The organism is Silvimonas amylolytica (genome assembly GCF_014645555.1).
Lineage (GTDB): Bacteria > Pseudomonadota > Gammaproteobacteria > Burkholderiales > Chitinibacteraceae > Silvimonas > Silvimonas amylolytica.
On sequence record NZ_BMLY01000005.1, the window covers coordinates 40176 to 57741 of the forward strand.

Genomic DNA, 17566 nt, shown 5'->3' on the forward strand with positions numbered 1-17566 from the left:
ACACCGGTACCACGCGTGGTCAGAACATGGGTTTCAGCAAAAGTACCCCGAACAAGATGAACACCAGTCCACCCAGCCGATTGAGCCATTGACCGCTGCGTCCTTGTCCCGCCCAACGCTGTAACTGCCCGGCAAAGCCCGCGTAACCACTGTGGACCAGTATCAGCAGGCCACAGAATGTCAGTACCAGCAAGGTTAACTGGGGCAGATAGCGGCTGTGATGATCAATGAACTGCGGCAGGACCGACAAAAAAAAGAAAATGCCGTTGGGGTTGGAAAACTGCAGCAGCCAGCCTTCCACAAACAGGGCCCGGTGAGACTTCATCTGTCCGGATTCGCGGTTGACGGCCAGGCCGGCGGCTCGCCAGAGTTTGATCCCGAGGTAAACCAGATACGCAGCGCCTGCGATGCGCACCAGCCAGAACATGGCTGGAGAAGCCGCCAGCAGCGCGCCCAGGCTGGTGGCACACAGTGCTGCGACGCAAAACACGCCGGTTGCCAGCCCGGCCACCCCGATCATGGCGCGGCGCAAGCCGTAGTTGAGCGAATTCGTCACCGATTTGAGTACACCCGGACCAGGGCTCAACAGCGTGATAACGGCCATGAGTACAAACAACGGATATTGGTTCAAGGCAGGCTCCCGCCACTGGCCGGAGGCATCCGGTATGCCCTGTCGCCGTGGCAGGGCAAATTGTTGATGAACCGTTTTATTCCGTAAAATCGAATATAAAGATATCTGTGATACGGAAAACCAATCAAAAATGATCAATTTCAGATTGATGCGCCACTTGTGGTTGTTTCTTGCGGTTGCTGAAGAAGAACACTTTGGCCGTGCGGCCAGGCGTCTGGGCATGACGCAACCGCCGCTGACAGAACACATCCAGACCCTTGAACACGCGCTCAAGATCAAGTTGTTCGAGCGCTCCCGCCGCGGCGCGAAACTGACGCCAGAAGGCCTGGCGATCTTGCCGGCAGTACGCAAATTTGCCGCACAGATGGAACAACTGGAGCGCACGGTGACAGAGGTGCGCAATGGACAGACGGGTGTGTTGACCATTGGCGCGATTACGGTCGCCATGCTGGATGTCTTGCCGCCATTGCTGGAAAAGCTGAAAACCACGCACCCGCGTGTGACCGTTGCCATCAAGGAAATCGATAGTGGCGAGGCCGTGGATGCTTTGCAGACTGGTGATATTGATCTGGCCTTCGTGCGGCATGAGGGCCAGTCCGGCAAAGGAATCCGCGTGTTGCCGCTGAATGAAGAGCCGCTGGGCGTGGCGCTGCACCGATCGCATCCGTTGGCAGCGCAAGACACGGTAGCTTTACCGGCGCTGGCCGATGAAGACTTCGTCATGTTCTCGCGGCAGTTGAACCCGGCGTACTTTGATGCACTGATCGCCTGCTGCCAGGCCAACGGGTTCTCGCCGCGCATCTTGCATGAGGTCCGTGCATTGACCTCGCAGGTGGCGTTCGTGGGGTGCGGGCAAGGGGTGGCACTGGTCCCGCTGGCCATGGCGCAGGTGGCGCCAGAACGCGTGGTGGTGCGGCCATTGCAAGGGCAGATGACGCTGGCTGATACGGTGATGCTCTGGTGTGAGGCGCGGCCCAATGCGCTGGTTGATGCCGTTGTGGCCCTGGCGTCATTACCTTGATGATGAGGTGTTTGTCGCGCGACGGGCTCTTGCCTGTGCTGGGTCATCTGATGGTAATGCGGTTCATGCACTGTTGCTGTTCGGCTGGCTGGCATGGTGCCGGTCTGGCCTGTAGCCAGTGACTTAACGTCGGGGATCGACTGATGACTCGTATCAAGGTTTGGTTTGCAGCTGCACTATTATTGCTGCCTGTTTTTGCTTTGGCCGTCCAGGCCGACCCGACCTCACCCCAGGAGATTGTGCGGGGCGTTAGCAAAGACGTGCTGGAGATCATCAACGCCAACACCCAGGATCCAGCCAGACAGCAAACACTGGCTGACGCACGACTGGTGCCGCTGGCTGATTTTGGCCGCATGACTGCGCTGGCTGTCGGCAAGTACTGGCGATCGGCCACACCGGAACAGCAACAGGCGCTGACCACCGAATTCAGAGCCATGCTGGTCAGAACCTGGGTGGCGGTGCTCAGTAATCACAAGGGCGCGCAAGTGGATGTCAAAGGCGCTCGCCCAGGGGATTCGGCGGATGAACAAACCGTGCACAGCGTGGTGAATCAGCCTGGACAGCAAGCCATTGCACTTGATCTGGATTTTGAGAACACCGCTGCTGGCTGGAAGGTGTACGACATCTCGGTTGAGGGCATCAGCTTTATCAACAGTCACCGCAACCAGTTTGGCTCGGTGATCCAGAAGGACGGGGTGGATGGCCTGATCCGCCAACTGGCCGCCAGCAATGCCAAAGCCGCAGGCCGCAGCCCGGCAAAGTAAACCGCTGCTCATCTGCAGGCAGATGAGCTACAACGGGTGAATCGGCGCGCATTCAAAGCGTGACAAGCCAGCGCTGCGGGTTTCGCAGCTTGCCTTGTCACGGCTATACTGCGCGCTCTATTGGACCAGTCATCTTGCATGCCCGTCCGGGCATTGCATGTCTCATTCACACCTGCTCGTCCGAGCCGGCCCCACCGCAAGAGGATCATCATGAAATCACGTGCCGCCGTCGCCTTTGCCCCAGGCAAGCCACTGGAAATTGTTGAAATTGACGTCGCGCCGCCGCAAAAAGGCGAAGTGCTGGTCAAAATCACCCATACCGGCGTGTGTCATACCGATGCCTTTACCTTGTCGGGCGATGATCCGGAAGGCCTTTTCCCGGTCGTGCTGGGCCATGAAGGCGCGGGCGTGGTGGTTGAAGTGGGCGAGGGTGTGACCAGTGTCAAGCCGGGCGATCACGTCATTCCCCTGTATACCGCAGAATGTGGCGAATGTTTGTTCTGCAAGTCGGGCAAAACCAACTTGTGTGTGTCGGTGCGTGCGACCCAAGGCAAGGGCGTGATGCCTGATGGCACCTCGCGGTTCTCGTACGAGGGCAAGCCGGTTTATCACTACATGGGCTGCTCGACGTTCTCTGAGTACACCGTTGTGGCCGAGGTCTCGCTGGCCAAAATCAACCCGGATGCCAACCCGGAACAAGTGTGTCTGCTGGGTTGTGGTGTGACCACGGGTATTGGCGCGGTGCATAACACTGCCAAGGTGCAAGAAGGTGACAGCGTGGCCGTGTTCGGGCTGGGCGGTATTGGTCTGGCAGTTATTCAGGGGGCACGTCAGGCCAAGGCTGGCCGGATTTTCGCGATCGATACCAACCCTTCCAAGTTCACGCTGGCCAAACAGTTTGGCGCGACGGATTGCATCAACCCCAAGGATTACGACAAACCCATTCAGCAAGTCATTGTCGAGATGACGACCTGGGGTGTTGATCACACGTTTGAGTGCATCGGCAATGTGAACGTCATGCGTGCTGCACTGGAATGCGCGCATCGTGGCTGGGGCCAGTCGGTGGTGATCGGCGTGGCTGGCGCAGGGCAAGAGATCTCGACTCGCCCGTTCCAGCTGGTGACTGGCCGCTCCTGGAAAGGCACGGCGTTTGGCGGGGTGAAGGGCCGTAGCCAGCTGCCGGGTATGGTGGAAGAGGCCATGCAGGGCAAGATCGAACTCGCCCCGTTTGTGACGCACACCATGCCGCTGGACAAGATCAACGAGGCGTTTGATCTCATGCACGAAGGCAAATCGATCCGCTCTGTTGTTCATTACTGATCAAGGTGAACAATGGAACGCATTGAACATCGCGCCTGCGCGGGCGGCTGGCAAGACGTGTATCGGCATCAGTCCGTGACGTTGGGTTGTGCCATGAACTTCGCCATTTATCTGCCGCCGCAGGCAGAGCATGGCCCGGTACCGGTGTTGTACTGGTTGTCCGGGCTGACTTGCACGGAACAGAACTTCATCACCAAGGCAGGCGCGCAGCGTTATGCGGCAGAACACGGCATTGCCATTGTCGCGCCGGATACCAGCCCGCGTGGTGATGATGTGGCCGATGATGCGGCATACGATCTGGGCAAAGGCGCCGGGTTTTACCTCAACGCCACCCAGGCACCGTGGGCAAACCACTACCGTATGTATGACTATGTGGTCACCGAGCTGCCCGCGTTGATCGAGGCCCGCTTCCCGGTTAGCCAGGCCCGTGCCCTCAGCGGGCACTCCATGGGCGGGCACGGCGCACTGGTTCTGGCACTGCGTAATCCGGGGCGCTATCGCAGCGTATCGGCCTTTTCTCCCATCGTGGCCCCCAGCCAGGTGCCGTGGGGAGAAAAGGCATTCAACGCCTATCTGGGGCCGGACCAGGCAGACTGGCAAGCTTGGGATGCCACGGCGCTGATTGCCCACGCCACGGAGCGCTTGCCGCTTTTGGTGGAGCAGGGGCTGGGTGATGAATTTCTGGAAAAACAGCTCCGGCCAACGTTGCTACAAACCGCGTGCGATGCGGTGGGCCACCCGCTGCAGCTGAATCTGCGGCCTGATTACGATCACAGCTATTACTTCATTGCCAGTTTTATAGGTGAACACGTGGACTGGCACGCCAGGGCGCTCCACGCCTGAGGCACTGCCAGAACACAAAACGGCCGACATCTGCGGATGCCGGCCGTTTTTATTTGTCCGCCGCCTGGCGGACCCACCCACATCTGCCCATGGCTTGTTGATGCACAGCAAAGGAGCAGTAGTGGCGTGAGGCCAACATCGGAGGCTCTCAAATTATCAATTTATACGCAGCTTGATGTCATTGATCGTAATGGCCGTGATTGAGGATACAGCTGCCAGGAAATGCATATGCCACTCAAATCTTCTTTGTTCGTTGTTATCGCGGCCCTTGCGCTGCCTGCCGTGGCCGGCACGCTGGATCAGATCGCCAGCAATGGTGAAGTGCGCATCGGGTATCGGCAATCATCCATGCCCCTGTCTTGGTCAGACAATGAAAAACCCACGGGCTTTATGGTCTCGTTGTGTGAAAAGATCGTCACGGAGCAAATCGGACCTGCGGTCCACAACAAGAACCTGCGTATCCAGTATGTGCCGGTCACGGCGCAGAACCGTTTTGATTTACTGGCCAGCGGCAAGATCGATATGGAGTGCGGCTCGACCACCGTGACACGGGCGCGTTTGCAGCAAGCGGATTTCTCGCTCGTGACCTATATCACCGAGTCCCGCCTCGTAAGCCTGAAGAGCAGTGGCGCACAGTCACTATCGACGATTTCCGGCAAAACACTGGCCGTGCAAACGGGATCATCGCAAGCCGCCCTGATTGCCCGCGTGGCCAGTGGCGTTAAAGTCCTGCCGGTGCCGGATGCCGCGCATGGCATTGCCGCCGTGAGCCAGGGGAAGGCACATGCTTATGTAGATGGGGAAATCCTGAGCCAGAGCGCCATCCGCAAGGCCGGTTTGCCGGATGACCGCTTTGTCTATGGCGCGCCGATCTCTGTCGAGCCTTTTGCCATCATGACGCGCAAGGGCGACGCTGATTTTGGTCAACTGATCGATGCTGGTTTGCGCAAGATCTTCGCCAAGCCCAACGAGTCGCTGGCGCTGCTCAAGGGCTATAGCGACCAGATGGGCGCCGACATTAATCTGATGACGCGCGAAGCCATGCGCAACCCGGCCAAAGGGCGAGAATGCAGCGTGCTTGAAGCTGCCAGTTGCTGATCCATTCTGGCATGGGCGATACCAAAAACGGCGCCGTGGGCGCCGTTTTTCATTTACGTGGCCGCAGTCTCGGCCACAGCAGATTCACTGATGTTCTTGCGCGCGGCCAGTGCTACCAGCGCGGCAGCAAAGCCGGATGCAGCCCCAACCGCCATGGCCCAGCGCGGACCGTAGACGTTGGCAACCCAACCGACAATAGGCGCACCAATGGGCGTACTCCCCACGGCCACGCCCAGCCGTAATGCCATCACCCGGCCGCGCATGGCGGGCTCGGTGGCCAGTTGCATCAGGCTGTTGGTGGTGTTGGTGAAGGTCAGCGCCGCAATGCCGATCACGACCAGCGCTGCGGCAAACAACCAGTAGTCAGGCGCAATGGCGGCCAGGGCACAGCCCAGCCCGAATACGGCGGCACCGGTCAGCAACGTACTGAATTCGGGTTTTTCTCTGCCCGCCGCGAGCAAGGCACCTGCTACCGTGCCGACGGCCATGATCGATGACAACAGCCCGAAGGCCTTGGCATCGGCATGAAAGGCGCCGACCGCCATGGTCGAAATAAAGATCGGGAAGTTGAGCCCGAAAGTGCCAATCAGGAACAGCATGATCAGCGTCGCGCGCAGGTCTGGTCTTGCCCAGGTATAACGCAGGCCCACCATGATTCCGCCCCGCGTGCTGGTTGCACGCGCATTGGGGTGTAGTTCTGACACGCGCAGCATCAGTAACGAGACCAGCACGGCAATGAACGATAGCCCGTTGATCAGGAAGGCCCAGCCCGTTCCCACGGCGGCGATCACCAGGCCCGCTACGCCCGGCCCGATCATCCGGGCGGCATTGAACGACGTCGAGTTCAACGCCACGGCATTGGGCAAGTCTTTGTCACCGACGAGCTCGGTCACAAAAATTTGCCGGACAGGCGCATCAAACGCAGAGGCGCAACCGAACAGAAAGGCAAACACGTAGACCTGCCACAACTGCACCACGCCCAGCACTGTCATCAAACCCAACGCCAGAGCCAGTACGCCCATGATGGCCTGGGTGACCAGCAAGAGCTTGCGCTGGTTGAAGTAGTCCGCCGCTGCGCCTGTCCAGGGCATCAGCAACAGTTGGGGGCCAAACTGCAAGGCCATGACCGTGCCAACGGCGGAAGCATCATGGTGCGTCAGTTGGGTGAGCACCAGCCAGTCTTGCGCAGTGCGCTGCATCCAGGTGCCTACGTTGGACACCAGCGAGCCCACCGTCCACAACTTGAAGTTGAAACTGTTCATGGCCCGAAACAGGCCGACGCGGGTTTTCATGCGTGGGCCTTTGCGGATAGGAGAAACAACAACACAGTCGTGGGAGACATCGGTATTCCAGGTTTTCAACAGATCTGTGACAAGGTGGCCGGGTCAGTCCTCAACCAGCCGGGTCAGCAGATCAAGCGCGCTGGCAAAGGCCGCGCGTTCAGCATCACTCAGGCGCTCTTCAATGCGATGACTTAGCCAGTCTTGCCGAGCACTGCGGCCCGTTTGCAACCAGCCCAATCCCGCATCCGTCAAAGCCAGCAAGGTTTTGCGGCCATCGACCTCATCGGGCGTGCCAGTGACAAACCCGACCTTGATCAGGCTGGCCACGATAGGACTCATGGATTGCGAACGCATGTGCTCGGCCCGGGCCAGTTCAGACACTGTGGCCGGCCCGGATTTCTCCAGATGCAGCACGACATTGATCTGCGACTGCGTCAGGGTGGCGTGGTTGGAGTGCTCTCGCAGCTGACGACGCAATTTGCCCATTAGCGAACGCGTGTTGCTGGCTAATGCGGCAGCCTGGGCCTGTTCGGCGTCGGGTGAATATGAGTTCATGCTCACAAATTAGCATATACGAAGGTAAACTACCAAGTTTTACTGCCAAATTGCAGGTGGTGCTCAAGCCTGGGCCGGATGACAATGGCGCTATCTGCGCTTTTTAATCAGGAAACCCGCCATGCAAGACGCCTTGATCATTCAGCAACCGGCCGATGTAGCTGCCCCCGACCGCGAACTCTGGTTGTTTTTTCATGGTGTTGGCTCCCGGCCGGAAGACCTGGTGCCATTGGGCGAGGCGCTGGCGCCGGTATTGCCCAAAGCGTGGATCGTGAGTGTGCGTTCGCCTGATCCGTCCGACTTTGGCCAGGGCTGGCAGTGGTTCTCCGTGCAAGGCGTTACCGAAGCTTCACGGCCCGCACGCATCGCTGCTGCCATGCCACGGTTTGTCGAGGTTGTCCGCCACTGGCAACAGCAAACGGGTGTGCACCCGGTTGCCACAACGCTGGCCGGGTTCTCGCAAGGCGCGATCATGGCGTTAGAGTCCACGCAGCAGTCCCCACCTTTGGCAAAACGTGTGGTGTCACTCGCCGGCCGTTTCGGAGCACCGCCCTCCGTGGCACCGGCCCAGATTGCATTCCACTTGCTGCATGGGCAGAACGATCAGGTCATCGCCGCACAAAATGCCATGGATGCCTACCAACAGTTGCAAGCGCTGGGTGGCAACGTGACTTGCGATCTCTTCCCCAATCTGGGGCACGGACTGGATGGCCGTGTGGTTCAGCGTCTGGCGCAGTTGATTGCGGCAGACCCGCACTGAGACGCAACACTTGTAAACAAAAGTTCGCGCAGGCTTGTCAGAATGCCGCAGGCTACTCGTTGTCTACCGCCCGCCTTGTGCGGGCGTTGTTGTATGCGCAGGTGTGTGGCTGAGTTTCGTTGTCCATTTACAACCAGAACAAAAGAGAACAAGAAATGAGCAAGCAGTACCGGATTGCAGCAGTGAGTTGTCTGGCGTTGGTAGCGACTTTGCTGGGTGGCTGCGCCGCCCCGGTCGTCAAAACCTATGGCATGGACGATCATTTTTCCAGCAGTGAAATCATGTCGGGCTCGACCGCGACAGCGGATCAGTGCGCACGTACAGTCAATGCGGTCTGGGTGGATGTGGGCGCCTACCACGAATGCGTGGTGTATTTTCCGTCCTCTGCCTTTGCCGCCGGTGCGCCGATTGATCGCGCGATTGTGTTTATGGAAGGCGATCGGCTGGATGGCAAACAGATGGCAGAAGCACAGTACGAAAAAAGCTCACCCCGTGTGCTGACGCGTGCTGCAGAGCGCGAACAGCAACGTGCCGGTTTGCCGTACCTGATATTGGGCCGGCCGGGTACGGATGGCAGCAGCGGCAGCCAGCGAGTGCGCCGAACCCACTATGAAACCCTGGTGGTCAACGCGGCGCTGGACCAGATCAAACGCAAATACCAGATCCAGCAACTGGGCATCATCGGCCAGTCTGGAGGGGGCGGGCTCGTCGGTGCGCTGATTTCAGAGCGGCAGGACGTATTGTGCGGCGTGGCCTCATCCGGCGTGACGGCGGTGAAATACCGCATTCAGGAAAAGGGCTGGACCGCAGATATCACGGGCATCGGCACGTCAGAAGTGTGGGACCCGGTTGATCAGTTGCCTCGCGCGCGGCCCATGCCAGGATTCCGGCTGTTCGCTACTAGTGACAAGCTTGATGGCGATGTGCCCTTTGATTCGCAGCAATACTTTATCCAGAAGGCACAAGAAGCCGGATTGCCCGCCGTGCAGATCGTGGTGCACGCCAGCGGCAGTGTGCATCACCAGACCTTCCCGATTGGCAACAAAGTGATGGCTGATTGCATGAAGGGTGTGCCGACAGAAACCATCGTCGCCCGCTACACCGGTCACTATGTTGATCAAAAAGAAGAAGCCAAAGCCTTCCCGCCGACACAAGCCAAAGCTGGAACCAGCAGTACGGCGGAGTAACACATCACTGCTCGCCATGAAAAAACCCGGTCAGCGCAGGCTGCCGGGTTTTTTCATGGTCGGACCAAACGCGTCCGTTACACTTTGCGACCACCAATACCCGCCGGCGCACTCTTGTGGAACTGGATGGTTTGCAACGGCACGGAAGAGGGCGGTGGTTCTTTGAAGATGTGACTCTTCATCTTGCCGACCACATGCATCTCACAGGGTTTGCAGTCAAAGCGCAGGGTATAAGTCTCGTTGCCGGTCTTCAGGGTCATGGGTTCGGCGCGAACCTGGCCTTGTACGCCCTTCACGCCCTTGGCCTGTTTGGGACACAGGTTGTAAGAGAACCGCAGGCAGTGCTTGGTGATCATGAGCGACACTTCGCCCGGTTCTTCGTGCGCTTCGTACGCAGCAGCGATCAGTTGCACGCCGTGACGGGTGTAGAAGGCGCGGGCAGCATCGTTGTAAACGTTGGCCAGATAAGAGAGGGATGTCTCTGGATACGCCACTGGCGGCAGTACTTCTGGCTTGCGCTCCGGACGCTGCCAGGCCGCAATGCGGGCGGTTTCCAGTGCAGCGACGGCATCACGGCGCAGTGCGTTGATCGCCCCGGCGGGCACAAACCAGGTGTCACGGGTGGCAATGCTGACATCGACCGGGTTGAAGATGGTGTTGCCCAGCTTGGCCAGGTTTTCACGCAAGGTCGACTGGGCTTTTTCGACGTTCTGGGCCACTTGCAGATCCAGCGGGGCGTGCACGCTGGCGCTGCAACCGTCTTCATCAGTGATGGTCAGCATCAGGCCGTCGGTGTGATCGGTCAGTTTGAGCCACGCGTCGATCTTGCGCTCAGCGGACTTGCGCGTCAGCGCTTGTTCCCAGTCGTGATCGCGGTTGCGGTTGATGGTCAGGCCAGGTTTGAGGCCTTCCAGTTCGCTCATGTATTCGTTGGGGTGCACGCGCCAGATCTCGCCGCGTTCGCCGGTGCCCATGCGTTCAACCACGTTGGCTTGCAGGCCGATCACCTCACGTTTTTTCATGAAGTTCAGACCATCGCCATTGGCCAGTGATGCTGCCGTGTCGATCTCGAACCAGGTCTTTCCCAGACGGGTGACGGTGCCGATTTCTACGCCGACATACTTGGGCGAATCAAACGCGCCAATATCTTCAAGGCGGCCATTCACAAAATAGTCGGTGTGGCCGCGGTGGAAATTCTTGTCCACGTCTGGCGTAAAGAAGATGTCCGTACGGCCGCTGGCGGCGCGGGCCAGTTCCGGACGACGGGAGAGAATTTCATCCAGCAACATACGGTAATGGGCGGTGATGTTCTTCACGTAGCCCATGTCCTTGTAACGGCCTTCAATCTTGAAGGAGCGCACACCGGCATCAATCAACGCTTCCAGATTGGCACTCTGGTCGTTGTCTTTCATCGACAACAGATGCTTGTCGAACGCCACCACGCCGCCTGTGTTATCTGTCAGCGTATAGGGCAAACGACAGGCCTGGGAGCAATCGCCGCGGTTGGCGCTGCGACCGGTATCGGCGTGGCTGATAAAGCACTGGCCGGAATACGCGACACACAACGCACCATGAATAAAGAACTCGACGGTGGTATCGGTCGGCAGCGCATCACGCACTGCACGGATTTTTTCCAGCGTCAGTTCACGGGCCAGCACCACTTGTGAGAACCCGCTATCTGCCAGGAACCGTGCTTTTTCTGGTGTGCGGATATCGCATTGTGTTGAGGCATGCAGCTGGATCGGCGGCAGATCCAGCTCTGCAAGGCCCATGTCTTGCACGATCAGTGCATCCACGCCGGCATCATAGAGCTGGTGAATCAGCTGGCGAGCCGGTTCCAGTTCGGCATCATGCAAGATGGTATTGAGCGTGACGAAAATGCGGCTGTGGAAGCGGTGGGCAAATTCCACCAGCCCTGCGATTTCGCTGATCGTATTGCTGGCGTTATGGCGCGCACCAAACGATGGCCCGCCGATATACACCGCGTCTGCGCCATGCAGGATCGCTTCCCGGCCAATTTCAACCGTTTTGGCGGGGGAGAGAAGTTCCAGTTGGTGCGACAAGAGACTCATGGGTGTATCCGGGCATGGCAAACAAGGCTGCGAACTATAACAGAATCAAAGCCTTGCCGCGCTCTTGCGTAAAGAGCCAGGTGCCGGACGGCGCCACACTGATCTGGCTTTTTTGTTGCCAGGATCAAAGGTTCAATCCGCCTGGCGGCGCTGAATGGACTACGTGTAGATGAGCACGTTTTAGCAAATTCTGATATATTACAACGGCATACAAAACAGAACACCCGGCGTTGCGATATGCCTCATGGCATACCGGTCAACCGGCGGGTCAGATTGTCGTGGTGAAGGAGGGCCTGGCCTTCCGGCACTGCCTGTTCGGTCTCTGCGCTGGCACAAGTGCCTGCGTAATCTGCTTGAACATCCTTTTATTTCTGGCTGTGCCTGTATGGCGCGGACCCACTGTTGCACCTCCTCAGACCAACCCGTCTACTCATGTGACCGGTGGCTCTGAGGCATTTGTTATCGTTAACACCAACTACACGACCCCACTGGAGACACAATGAAGTCGTTGCGTATGGGCCTTCTGGCCGCCCTGTCTTTTGCCGCCGTGTTGGCGCACGCTGAAACCGGCGTGACCGACAATGAAATCGTGATCGGCCAATCTGCCGCACTCTCCGGCCCTGCCGCAGAACTGGGCAAGGGCGTAAACCGTGGCGCCAAAGCGTATTTCGACTGGGTCAATCAGCACGGTGGCGTGAACGGCCGCAAGATCAAGCTGGTCTCGCTGGATGATGGCTATGAGCCGGATCGCACTGCGGCCAACACGCAAAAGCTGATCAAGGATCAAGGCGTATTTGCCCTGTTTGGTTACGTCGGTACCCCGACCTCCAACGCCGCGCTGCCGCTGGTGAACCAGAGTGGCATTCCGTTCGTCGCGCCGTTTACTGGCGCAGAAGGCTTGCGCAGCCCGGTGAACCGCAACGTGTTCAACATCCGCGCCAGCTACCGCGATGAAGCTGAAGAAATTGCAGGCTCCATGAAAAAGATGGGCATGCAAAGCATCAACGTGTTCTATCAGAACGATGCCTACGGTCAAGCCGGTCTGAAGGCCATGCAAGAAGCCGCCGCCAAGAACGGGATCAAGATCAACGCCACTGCCACCGTGCAGCGTAACAGCGCCGACGTGAAGAAGGCGGTGGAAGAACTGGTTGTGAAGAAACCGGCCAGCGCGGTGTTCATGGTCACGGCATATACCTCCAGTGCCGCGTTCATCACGGCCTCACGCGCCCAGAACTTTATTGGCCCGTTCTATAACGTGTCGTTTGTCGGTACCGAGGCCCTCATTACTGCGTTGAAGAACGACGGCTCTGGCGTGATCGTGTCGCAAGTCATGCCTTCGCCGTACAACCCGATCAAGCCGGTCACCATTGACTACGTGAAGGCGCTGAAAGCCAGCGGCATTGAAAATGTCGATTACCCAAGTCTGGAAGGTTATATCGGCGCTCGCGTGCTGGTGGAAGGCCTGAAGCGTTCTGGCAAAGCCCTCACGCGTGAAAAGCTGATTTCTTCGCTGGAAGATCTGCGTGACTACGATCTGGGCGGGTTCCGCGTGAAGTTCACTTCCGGCAACCATGAAGGTTCCAGCTTTGTTGACTTGACCGTGATCGACAAAGACGGCCACGTCCACAGCTAAGCATTGCTACGTGTCCGGCATGCAAACACGGCGCCCTGCGGGGCGCCGTTTTCATGGTGTGAAGGATCGGGCAACCCGTCTCTTCAAAGGTTTTCACCGGGGCGTCGGGGTTTTATTGGCTCAGCCATAGAAGGCGGACGGCGCGACGCCAAAATGGCGCTTGAACATGGCGGTGAAGGCACTTTGGCTGGTGTAGCCGTGGTCTAGCGCTACCGTGACAATTTTCTCGCCATGCGCCAGCCGTTCCAGTGCCAGCAATAAACGCGCATGCTGACGCCAACGGCCAGGAGTCATGCCGGTCTCACGCTGGAATGACCGGTGCAGTGTCCGGGGGGCCATGCCCAGTGTTGTGGCCCAGCCTGCTGTGGCATGTTCTTCATGCGGCGCGTGGAGAATGGCATCGCACAGGCGGCGCAGTCGTTCGTCCTCCGGCCAGGGCAAGTACAGGGGGAGACGTTCAATGGCGGCCAGTTCAGCCAGCAGCAGTTGCATCACCATCTCGTCACGGCTGCCTGGTGCGTAATCGAACGGGATTGCGACCGCCGCCAGAATCAGCTCACGCAGCAAAGGCTGGACGTCCACCACGCAACTGCCCTGGGGCAAGTGCGCGACGGTGCCGGGTTCGACAAACACCGTGCGCATACGCACATGGCCGCTCATACGTACGGTATGTTCCAGGCCGGCATCCAGCCAGACACCGCGAGTAGGTGGCACAACCCAACGCCCGTTCGCGGCCTCAATCAGCATGACGCCTTCCACCGCATACAAAAGCTGTGCGCGACGATGCCGGTGTGGCGCGACAAATGCCCCGTTCGGGTAATCCGCAGCGAGCACGGCTACCGGCATGGGCGTGTCTTCATGATGGATATGCACATCGGGTGAAGGGGTGGCGATCATGTCTGGCATTTTTGCGATAGTTATTGCCAGTTTAGCGTGAGACGGCCTGGTTGAGTGGTTGCACGATCAGGGCTCTATCTCAACAGGGCTGATCGCCATGTCCGCATTTCCATCTTTGTTTCCACTGTTTGCCATCTTGTTATGGGCAGGCAATGTCATGGTGTCGCGGTTATCGGCCCATACCATCGACCCTTTTGCCATCACCTTCTGGCGGCTGGTGCTGGCTGTGCTGGTGATGAGTACATTTGTGCTCCGTGGGGCCTGGCGCAATCGGGCCGCGATCAAGGCGCACTGGCCCAAACTCGCCTTGTTGGGTTTCCTCGCCATGGCGTTGTTCCAGTGTTTGTCTTATCAGGCGGCCCACACCACTACGGCGACCAATATGGCGATCATGACTGCGCTGGTGCCGCTCTTGACCATGCTGTGGTCGGTCTTGCTGCTGGGCGAATCACCAACACTGGGCATGCTGGCAGGCGGGCTGATGTCGTTTGGCGGACTGGTTTATCTGATCACTGCGGGTCATCCGCTTCTGCTGGTGTCTGGCGGGGTGCACACCGGTGACCTGCTGATGCTGGCGGCCGCATTGTCTTATGCACTTTATGGCGTGCTATTGCGGCGTTGGCAGACCGGATTGCCGTCCTGGCAATCCACCTACATTCAGGCGGTCTGCGCCATGGCATTCATGCTGATCGTGGTATTGCGCTTGCCGCCCGACGCAGCCTTGCCCAACCGTGCCAGCTTGCCGCTGATTGCTTATGCGGGCGTGCTGGCCAGCGTGGTGTTGCCGTTTTTCTGGATGCAAGGAGTGAAGCTGCTGGGACCCAATCGTTGCGCCATCTTCATGAACTTGTTGCCAGTGGTGACGGCGGTGATCGCCGCAGGCTGGTTTGGTGAAGCCGTGCATGCCTATCATCTTGCGGGTGGGAGTGTCGCGCTGGCCGGCGTGATCCTGGCGCAGTGCTGGCAAAAACCGTTTGCTGCCAGATACTCTGCTACCGCGTGACCTTCTGGCTGTGGGTACCGTCCGTACGCTGGATTGCCAGAGCACTGACAGGCTGCTGGTGAGGAGAGGTATACGGTGAAAGCATGTTCTACCGGAGTACCCATCATGAGGCACGATCCAGACGGCAAAGATGCCCACAGCCCGCTCGAACCGCGTTTGCAGGTACAACAACAATTGCGCCAGAACGCGATTGCAATTGATCACTATCACCATTTACCGCACAAGCAGACACCACCACCCGTCCAGCACGGGCATAAGGTGGTGCAGCCTTAACCGGGCGTGCACCGCTGGCTGGCACGCCCAGGCCGCACTGAGCATCAAGCCAGTTCATCTGCCAGTTGGCGTGCGCTTTGCAAATGCTGCTGGAGCATGGGTAGTGTGCGCGCGGCAAAAGTTTTGAGATCCGGGTCTTGCCCGGATCGGGCTTCGGTCTGAAAGAGTTGGACTGCCTGTTCATTCGCGGCCACTTGCATGTGGATGTAGGCCTTGTCGAAGGCTTTGCCACGCAGTCCGTGCAGTGACGCGAGGTCATCTTCCTGACTGGCTTGGGTGCGGGCTGCTCTGTCGATACTCGGGGGCGCAATAATCTCAAGTTGATGACCCGCAGCAGACTGCTCGCGAATAACGTGCCGGGCAAAGCGCTGCACGGCGGGTGTCCGGGTGTGCTGCAAGGCCAGTCTGGCGGCGGCAATGTCTTCCTCTTTGGCTCTGCTGGCTTCCTTTACAAACCCGGCATCGGGGATGGATCGCCGGGAGGGCGCGTTGGCAGCGCGCGGTTTTTCGGCGCCGTCGCCCTCATCCGGACTGATTTCGGCGGCGGTCGCAGTGGTAGACATCAGTAGACCCATGCAAAACAGTGCTTCGCGGGTATCGATCATGATTTTCTCCAGTTGCTTCGCGGCACCGCAGGGTGATGGAGTCAATAACCGGCTTGCAGGCTCGGTATGGAGGCAGATGCGGTGCCCTGGCGACAACTTCATGGTGCGCCGTTTAGCCATTGAGCCCTGTCAGAGACTGGCCGACCTGACGCCGGGCCAGGACGTGTTATGCCGTCGGCGTGGGCCTACGAGGCATAAAAAAAAACGGCACTGGCGCGCCGTTTTTTGTGTGATGGGCAGACCGTTATCCTGCAACCTGCAACTGGCTGGAAAAGCGCCCGACTGCGCTGACTACCCGTTGTGCACCGTCCTGGATATCGATGATCACATTGCCAGCCTCACCAGCCAGTTGCAGACCCCGTTCAGCCTGTTGTTTGCCGGCATCAATCACCTGGACCGCATGTTCGGCCAGGGCCTGGTTTTTCTGGACAACACCAACGATCTCTTGCGTGGCTTCGGTGGTGCGTGAGGCCAGCTTGCGTACCTCGTCGGCGACCACTGCAAAACCACGTCCCTGTTCACCCGCGCGGGCCGCTTCAATAGCCGCGTTCAAGGCCAGCAGATTGGTTTGTGCAGCAATGTCCGTGATACTGGCAACGATGGTGCCGATCACCTGTGATTGTTTGCTTAGTGCTTCGATACGGTCTGCTGCATCGCGCATTTGCTCGGCCAGATCACGCATCACATCCACCGTTTCTTTCACCACACCTGCACCGCGTTTGGAGACTTCATCGGTTTGTTGAGAGGTCTGAAAAGCAATCGTGGCGGCTTCAGCCACCGCGTGCTCACGCGTGACCTGCTCGGTGATCACGGTGGCAAATTTCACCACCTTGTAGAGTTTGCCCTGTGCGTTGCTGATCGGGTTGTAAGAGGCTTCCAGCCAGACGACATTACCGTGGGCATCGACCCGTTTAAAGCGGCCGGTGACGTATTCGCCCTGACGCAAGGTGTCCCAGAAGCGTTTGTACTCTGCCGAGTTGTATTCTTCCGGTTCACAAAATATGCGGTGATGCTTGCCCTGGATCTGATCGAGGGTGTAACCCATGGGGCGCAAAAAATGGTCGTTGGCGGCGAGCACAATCCCATCCAGATTAAACTCGATCACGGCGGTTGAACGCTGCAGCGCCTTGATCAGGTTTTCGTGCTCGCAGGAAGACTCAATGGTACGAGTCAGATCATTGGCGTAGATCGAGAATCGTTGCAATTGCTGCTTGCCGGTGAAAATCGGCTGCAGGATCACACGCAACCAGGCCTCATCGCCCTGCGCCCGGCGCAAACGCACCGCACCACTGAAATGTTCTCTGCGATTAAGTGCATCGGCAAGACGGGTGTAGAACTCGGTCGTGCGCAATTCATCCGGCACCAGTTCCAGCAGCGGCCGGCCCTTCAGATCGGATTCCCGGTAACCCATCTCGGTCTGGAACATGGTATTGGCCATTTCGATCCGCCCTTGCGGGTCGAGAAACACGGCCAGCATTTCGTCGCTCAGACTTTGTCGCACCTGTTCAACACTGAGCAACTCTTCTTTCATCGCTTCCAGTTCTTCTTTCAATGCCTTGTTATTGAACATGTGCGCTCTCGCCGAGGATGGACCGGAGTGGCCCTGCTTAAGTGCTATAGC

17 protein-coding genes are annotated in these 17566 nt (G+C 58.5%); 10 read left to right on the plus strand and 7 right to left on the minus strand.

The window, feature by feature from the left end:
• Positions 1-19: 19 nt before the first annotated feature.
• On the minus strand, positions 20-631 hold the full coding sequence (locus tag IEX44_RS14500; RefSeq protein WP_188695317.1) for a LysE family translocator: 612 nt from the start codon (positions 629-631) through the stop codon (positions 20-22).
• Between the two features lie 130 nt (positions 632-761).
• Between IEX44_RS14500 and IEX44_RS14505 the strand changes: the two genes are divergently transcribed.
• The 5 genes from IEX44_RS14505 (at position 762) to IEX44_RS14525 (ending at position 5677) form a co-directional block, all read left to right on the plus strand.
• The gene (locus IEX44_RS14505; RefSeq protein ID WP_188695320.1) at positions 762-1652 is read left to right on the plus strand and encodes a LysR family transcriptional regulator; all 891 of its coding nucleotides are present in this window, start codon (positions 762-764) and stop codon (positions 1650-1652) included.
• Between the two features lie 143 nt (positions 1653-1795).
• The gene (locus IEX44_RS14510) at positions 1796-2416 is read left to right on the plus strand and encodes an MlaC/ttg2D family ABC transporter substrate-binding protein (RefSeq protein WP_229679173.1); all 621 of its coding nucleotides are present in this window, start codon (positions 1796-1798) and stop codon (positions 2414-2416) included.
• Positions 2417-2626: 210 nt separating this feature from the next.
• Entirely contained in the window at positions 2627-3736 is a 1110-nt protein-coding gene (locus IEX44_RS14515) for an S-(hydroxymethyl)glutathione dehydrogenase/class III alcohol dehydrogenase (protein ID WP_188695323.1), read from the plus strand.
• Between the two features lie 12 nt (positions 3737-3748).
• A complete protein-coding gene (gene fghA / locus IEX44_RS14520; RefSeq protein WP_188695326.1) occupies positions 3749-4579 on the plus strand; it encodes an S-formylglutathione hydrolase in 831 nt (276 codons plus the stop codon).
• A 228-nt stretch (positions 4580-4807) separates the two neighbouring features.
• Entirely contained in the window at positions 4808-5677 is an 870-nt protein-coding gene (locus tag IEX44_RS14525; RefSeq protein ID WP_188695328.1) for a transporter substrate-binding domain-containing protein, read from the plus strand.
• Positions 5678-5730: 53 nt separating this feature from the next.
• Here the strand turns inward: IEX44_RS14525 and IEX44_RS14530 are convergent, their stop codons facing one another.
• A complete protein-coding gene (locus IEX44_RS14530; protein ID WP_188695331.1) occupies positions 5731-6969 on the minus strand; it encodes an MFS transporter in 1239 nt (412 codons plus the stop codon).
• Between the two features lie 93 nt (positions 6970-7062).
• Positions 7063-7515 carry a MarR family winged helix-turn-helix transcriptional regulator gene (locus IEX44_RS14535; RefSeq protein ID WP_188695334.1) on the minus strand — a complete coding sequence of 151 codons (453 nt, stop codon included), beginning with the start codon at positions 7513-7515 and terminating at the stop codon, positions 7063-7065.
• A gap of 121 nt (positions 7516-7636) precedes the next feature.
• Here IEX44_RS14535 and ypfH point away from each other — a divergent pair, with 121 nt between their 5' ends.
• On the plus strand, positions 7637-8275 hold the full coding sequence (gene ypfH / locus IEX44_RS14540; protein ID WP_188695337.1) for an esterase: 639 nt from the start codon (positions 7637-7639) through the stop codon (positions 8273-8275).
• Positions 8276-8430: 155 nt separating this feature from the next.
• Positions 8431-9462, plus strand: coding sequence for a hypothetical protein (locus IEX44_RS14545; RefSeq protein WP_188695342.1), 1032 nt, complete (start codon positions 8431-8433; stop codon positions 9460-9462).
• 77 nt (positions 9463-9539) lie between these two features.
• Here the strand turns inward: IEX44_RS14545 and IEX44_RS14550 are convergent, their stop codons facing one another.
• The gene (locus IEX44_RS14550) at positions 9540-11534 is read right to left on the minus strand and encodes a peptidase U32 family protein (RefSeq protein ID WP_188695345.1); all 1995 of its coding nucleotides are present in this window, start codon (positions 11532-11534) and stop codon (positions 9540-9542) included.
• Positions 11535-12033: 499 nt separating this feature from the next.
• On the opposite strand from IEX44_RS14550, the gene IEX44_RS14555 reads away from it, so the two are divergent.
• Complete coding sequence (locus IEX44_RS14555) at positions 12034-13167, plus strand: ABC transporter substrate-binding protein (protein WP_188695348.1); 1134 nt, start codon at positions 12034-12036, stop codon at positions 13165-13167.
• 120 nt (positions 13168-13287) lie between these two features.
• Here the strand turns inward: IEX44_RS14555 and IEX44_RS14560 are convergent, their stop codons facing one another.
• Positions 13288-14073 carry an AraC family transcriptional regulator gene (locus IEX44_RS14560; protein WP_229679176.1) on the minus strand — a complete coding sequence of 262 codons (786 nt, stop codon included), beginning with the start codon at positions 14071-14073 and terminating at the stop codon, positions 13288-13290.
• A gap of 88 nt (positions 14074-14161) precedes the next feature.
• On the opposite strand from IEX44_RS14560, the gene IEX44_RS14565 reads away from it, so the two are divergent.
• Positions 14162-15067 (plus strand): DMT family transporter, encoded by a 906-nt coding sequence (locus IEX44_RS14565; RefSeq protein WP_188695351.1) that lies wholly within the window; start codon positions 14162-14164, stop codon positions 15065-15067.
• A 105-nt stretch (positions 15068-15172) separates the two neighbouring features.
• Entirely contained in the window at positions 15173-15340 is a 168-nt protein-coding gene (locus tag IEX44_RS14570) for a hypothetical protein (protein ID WP_188695354.1), read from the plus strand.
• 44 nt (positions 15341-15384) lie between these two features.
• Here the strand turns inward: IEX44_RS14570 and IEX44_RS14575 are convergent, their stop codons facing one another.
• Both IEX44_RS14575 and IEX44_RS21395 read right to left on the minus strand, forming a co-directional pair.
• Positions 15385-15945, minus strand: coding sequence for a DUF4142 domain-containing protein (locus IEX44_RS14575; protein WP_188695356.1), 561 nt, complete (start codon positions 15943-15945; stop codon positions 15385-15387).
• 244 nt (positions 15946-16189) lie between these two features.
• A complete protein-coding gene (locus tag IEX44_RS21395; protein WP_188695359.1) occupies positions 16190-17515 on the minus strand; it encodes a methyl-accepting chemotaxis protein in 1326 nt (441 codons plus the stop codon).
• Positions 17516-17566: the final 51 nt, after the last annotated feature.

Coding starts and splice junctions, on each gene's coding strand:
- IEX44_RS14505 (WP_188695320.1), top strand. CDS start 762: ATGATCAATTTCAGATTGATGCGCCACTTGTGGTTGTTTCTTGCGGTT.
- IEX44_RS14510 (WP_229679173.1), top strand. CDS start 1,796: ATGACTCGTATCAAGGTTTGGTTTGCAGCTGCACTATTATTGCTGCCT.
- IEX44_RS14515 (WP_188695323.1), top strand. CDS start 2,627: ATGAAATCACGTGCCGCCGTCGCCTTTGCCCCAGGCAAGCCACTGGAA.
- fghA (WP_188695326.1), top strand. CDS start 3,749: ATGGAACGCATTGAACATCGCGCCTGCGCGGGCGGCTGGCAAGACGTG.
- IEX44_RS14525 (WP_188695328.1), top strand. CDS start 4,808: ATGCCACTCAAATCTTCTTTGTTCGTTGTTATCGCGGCCCTTGCGCTG.
- IEX44_RS14530 (WP_188695331.1), bottom strand. CDS start 6,969: ATGAAAACCCGCGTCGGCCTGTTTCGGGCCATGAACAGTTTCAACTTC.
- IEX44_RS14535 (WP_188695334.1), bottom strand. CDS start 7,515: ATGAACTCATATTCACCCGACGCCGAACAGGCCCAGGCTGCCGCATTA.
- ypfH (WP_188695337.1), top strand. CDS start 7,637: ATGCAAGACGCCTTGATCATTCAGCAACCGGCCGATGTAGCTGCCCCC.
- IEX44_RS14545 (WP_188695342.1), top strand. CDS start 8,431: ATGAGCAAGCAGTACCGGATTGCAGCAGTGAGTTGTCTGGCGTTGGTA.
- IEX44_RS14550 (WP_188695345.1), bottom strand. CDS start 11,534: ATGAGTCTCTTGTCGCACCAACTGGAACTTCTCTCCCCCGCCAAAACG.
- IEX44_RS14555 (WP_188695348.1), top strand. CDS start 12,034: ATGAAGTCGTTGCGTATGGGCCTTCTGGCCGCCCTGTCTTTTGCCGCC.
- IEX44_RS14560 (WP_229679176.1), bottom strand. CDS start 14,073: ATGCCAGACATGATCGCCACCCCTTCACCCGATGTGCATATCCATCAT.
- IEX44_RS14565 (WP_188695351.1), top strand. CDS start 14,162: ATGTCCGCATTTCCATCTTTGTTTCCACTGTTTGCCATCTTGTTATGG.
- IEX44_RS14570 (WP_188695354.1), top strand. CDS start 15,173: ATGAGGCACGATCCAGACGGCAAAGATGCCCACAGCCCGCTCGAACCG.
- IEX44_RS14575 (WP_188695356.1), bottom strand. CDS start 15,945: ATGATCGATACCCGCGAAGCACTGTTTTGCATGGGTCTACTGATGTCT.
- IEX44_RS21395 (WP_188695359.1), bottom strand. CDS start 17,515: ATGTTCAATAACAAGGCATTGAAAGAAGAACTGGAAGCGATGAAAGAA.